We start from the raw sequence: 3744 nt of genomic DNA on the forward strand, positions 1-3744 counted from the left end.
GGCCGTGCGCCGGCGGTAGATGCCGCCACGGTGAAACGCTGGCTGGACCAGGGCGTGGACGACAGTGGCCGCCCGGTGGTCACGCTGGATACGCGCAACGCCTTCGAGGTGGACCATGGCACGTTTACCGGCGCGGTGGACTGGCGTATCGACAAATTCAGCCAGTTCCCCCAGGCCCTGCGCGCCCACAAGGCCGAGTTGCAAGGCAAAACCGTGGTCAGCTTCTGCACCGGCGGCATCCGCTGCGAAAAAGCTGCGATTTTGATGCGCGAAGAAGGGCTGGACCATGTCTACCAACTGGAAGGCGGCATCTTGAAATACTTTGAGGAAACCGACGGCGCGCACTACCAGGGCAGTTGCTTCGTGTTTGACGAGCGCCGCACGCTGGAAGCCGATCTTTCGGCCAGCGCGCTGGATACTATGAAAAAGTGAGCTGCTGGCGCAGGTGCCACTTGCGCTGGAGGCACTTTTTATACTAAAAACTTTTTTACCGCTAAAGCGGTTTTCAGCGCTGCCCCTTGGTGGGCAGCAGCGAATTGCGGCCCAGCGGCGGCGGCACGGGCCAGGTTTTCGGGGGCGTTGAGCCACGCCAGGGCTTGCGCCACGGCGGCGGGCATGTCGGCCACGCGGCAGGCGGCCCCGGCAGCTTCGGCCAGCTCGGCGGCTTCGGCGAAATTGAAGGTCGATGGCCCCATCACCACCGGGCAGCCGCAGGCAGCAGCTTCGATCAGGTTTTGCCCGCCCAGCGGCGCGAAGCTGCCGCCCAGCAAGGCCACATCGGCCAGGCCGTAATACCGCGCCATTTCGCCCAGCGAGTCGCCCAGCCATACGGCGGCGGGCTGCGGCCCATCTGCCCACTGGCTGCGCCGCGACAGGCTAAAGCCCTGCTCCACCACCAGCGCCGCCACCGTATCGAAGCGCTGCGGGTGGCGCGGCACGATCAGCCACTGCACGTCTGACACTCCTAATTGTGTAGCTGGCAACGCAGGTGGAACCTGCGATAGAGGCCTAAAAGATACTAAATATTGAAGCAACAGCGACTCTTCGCCTTCGCGGGCGCTGGCCAGCAATACGACCGGGCGCCCTGCCCTGCGCCATGCCCGGCCTGCCGCCAGTTGCTCGGCGTTGGGCGTGGCATCAAACTTGAGGTTGCCCAGCACCGTGGGCGTGGGAGCGCCGACCTCGGCCAGCCGCTGCGCGTCGGCAGCGGTTTGCGCCCACACGGCCGCCAGCGCGCCGTAAGCGGGCCGTGACAAGGCCGACAGCCGTTGCGCCTGGCGCAACGATTTGGCGCTGAGGCGCGCGTTGGCCAGTACCACCGGAATACCCGCCGCCCGGCAGGCGGCCAGCAGATTCGGCCAGATTTCGGTCTCCATCAGGATGCCGATGCAGGGCTGGAAATGCCGCACAAAGCGCCGCACGGCCCCCGCGCTGTCCCAGGGCTGCCAGACCTGCAGGTCGCCCGGCTGCAGCAGCGCCTGGCCTTCGGCCCGCCCGGTGGCCGTGCCGTGCGTCAACAGCAGCCGCATGCCCGGCATCTCGCGGCGCAAGGCGGCTAGCAGAATGGCGGCGGCACGGGTTTCGCCCAGCGACACGGCGTGCACCCACACAAAGCCCTGGCCAGGCGGCTGGGTGTAGTGGCCAAAGCGCTCCGGTACGGCTACGGCGTAGCCCGGTTCGGCCAGCGCGCGCGCCCGCAGTTTGCGGCGCAGCAAGGGGCCAGCCACCCACACCAACAAGGAATACAGACGCAGGATCAATGCGCGGAATCTCGCAATGCGGCCAGGGCGGAGGCCTGCATCCAGGCATTCCAGACCGCATTCACGCTAGGCGTGGGTTCGGCAAACACGCTGAACTGGTGGTCGCGGTTTTGCGGGCCGGTGCGCCATACCGTGTCGAAGTTGTAGATCTTCACCAGCGGCAGGTTCAGCGCCGCAGCGATCTGGCTGGTGCCGTTGTCGATGCCGATCACGCCCACACATTGGCCCAGTGCATCGGTCAGCGCGCCCAAGGGCATGCGCGGCCAAACGATGGCCTGGCCCAGGCGGTTGGCAAGGCTTTCGCTGCGCCACTGCTCGTCGTCGTTGCCGTGGGCAAAGGCCACGGTGTAGCCCAGGTCGTTCAGGCGGTGGCCCAGCTCCAGCCAGTGGGCTTCAGGCCAGCTTTTGTCGACCCGGCTGCTGCCGTGCAGAAAGGCCACGATGGGTGTGGCTTCGACATGGCCTATGTCAAAAAAATGATTCGCTATGCTTTTGGTAGCTCTCTGTGCAGCATCTACGTGCGCTAGCAGCCCAAAAGAAGCCGTATCTGGCAGGGCATAGACCAAGGACCGGGCGCACATCACCCGCGCCCGGTCCACGGCGTGGATGTGCGACTCGACCGGCACGGCCACGTCGGCTTCCCAGCGGGTGGCGGCCTGGAAAACCGAACCTTCGGTCTGGTTGGCCAGCGTGTAACGCAAACCGTCCGAGCCCAAACGGGCCATCTTGGCCACCAGGGTCGATTTGCTCATGCCCTGCAAGTCCAACACCGCGTCGTAACACTCGTACTGCAGGTCGGACGAAAAAGCCCGCCAGGCGTTGCGCGTGTCGGCGGTAAATACCGTCTCGCGCCAGCGCTTCAAATCGCATTCGATGACGCGGTGCAAACCGGTGCAGCGCCGCACCAGAGGCGCAAAGTCGGGCTCGACCACCCAGTCCACCAGGGCACCCGGAAAGGCGTGCAGGATGTCTTGCGCCGCCGGCATGGCGTGCACCACATCCCCCAGGGACGAGAGTTTGACGATCAGAACATTCATGCAGGAATAGCTTGGAGCTGGTGTTGGACGGTGTGGAACACGCTCCACACAGCTTGCCATGCCTGCCACACCGTGTCTACATCGGGAGCCCTAGCCCCGCCCACAGCCACTTGGTAAGGGCTGCCCAGCGGACCGGCCCGCCAGATGCGCGGCTGGCTGAAGATTTGCACATGCGGCAGGTTTAAGGCAACCGCCAGGTGGCTCAGGCCTGAATCCACGCCCACCACGCCCACACAGCCGGCCATTTGCGCGGCCAACGCGGCCAGGCCCATGCGCGGCAGCATGCGGGCCTGCGGGCCAATCGCCTGGCAGAGCTGCCGGGCAAAATTTTCCTCGTAGGCATTCGCCTGCGGCACGCTGACCGGCAGGCCCTGGGCGACCAAATGCTGGCCCACCTGCACCCAGTGGACCAAAGGCCATTCGTTTTCGACCCGGGTGGTGCCGTGGACCAGCATCACGCTGCCATCCGGCTGTACTGGGGTGACCTGTAGTTCGTCATAGGCAATGCCGTCTTCCCGCGGCGGATAGCCCAGCGCCAGCGCGGCTAGGCGGCGGTAGCGCTGCAGGGAGTGGATGCGCGACGGCATGGGCTGGGGGCGCTGCACCAGGAAGCGCACCGGCCATTCATAGCCACAGTCTTCGCTGCCGTTGCCGTAGGTGGCGCGCCAGCCGCCGGGAGTGAGTCGGGCCTGGCGGGCGATCAGGGCAGATTTGATCAGGCCCTGAAAGTCGATCACCACGTCGTAGGCCTCGGTCTGCAGGGTCTGTGTGAAGGCGGCTTTTTCGGCCCGCACACTGGCGCTGAACGGGGTTTTGCGCCAGCGCCGCTGTGCCAGCGGAATCACCCGGCCCAGGCGCGGCACATGGGCCCGCAGCAACGGGGCAAAGGCTTCTTCGACCACCCAGTCAAACGTGGCCAAGGGCAAGGCCTGGCGCATGTCGTGCAA

Annotated in this window: 4 protein-coding genes; 1 reads left to right on the plus strand and 3 read right to left on the minus strand. The window is 65.7% G+C overall.

Translation table 11 applies throughout. From position 1 onward, the window contains the following. On the plus strand, positions 1 to 432 hold a 432-nt coding region (locus ABI213_RS02500), incomplete at its 5' end, for a rhodanese-like domain-containing protein (protein ID WP_348025963.1). A gap of 38 nt (positions 433 to 470) precedes the next feature. On the opposite strand, the gene ABI213_RS02505 is transcribed toward ABI213_RS02500, so the two are convergent. The 3 genes from ABI213_RS02505 to waaC (ABI213_RS02515) all read right to left on the minus strand — a co-directional run. Continuing rightward, positions 471 to 1760 (minus strand): 3-deoxy-D-manno-octulosonic acid transferase, encoded by a 1290-nt coding sequence (locus ABI213_RS02505; RefSeq protein WP_348008951.1) that lies wholly within the window; start codon positions 1758 to 1760, stop codon positions 471 to 473. Further along, the gene (gene waaC / locus ABI213_RS02510) at positions 1757 to 2797 is read right to left on the minus strand and encodes a lipopolysaccharide heptosyltransferase I (protein ID WP_348008952.1); all 1041 of its coding nucleotides are present in this window, start codon (positions 2795 to 2797) and stop codon (positions 1757 to 1759) included. Before waaC (ABI213_RS02510) ends, ABI213_RS02505 begins: the two co-directional genes overlap by 4 nt. Beyond that, positions 2794 to 3744 (minus strand): lipopolysaccharide heptosyltransferase I (gene waaC, locus ABI213_RS02515; protein WP_348025965.1); only part of this gene is annotated, 951 nt, incomplete at its 5' end. The genes waaC (ABI213_RS02510) and waaC (ABI213_RS02515), both read right to left, overlap by 4 nt.

It is taken from the genome of Rhodoferax sp. (genome assembly GCF_039922535.1).
Classification (GTDB): Bacteria; Pseudomonadota; Gammaproteobacteria; order Burkholderiales; family Burkholderiaceae_C; genus Rhodoferax_B.

Excerpts from the sequence above, each read along its gene's own strand:
- waaC (WP_348008952.1), bottom strand. The coding sequence starts at position 2,797 with ATGAATGTTCTGATCGTCAAACTCTCGTCCCTGGGGGATGTGGTGCAC.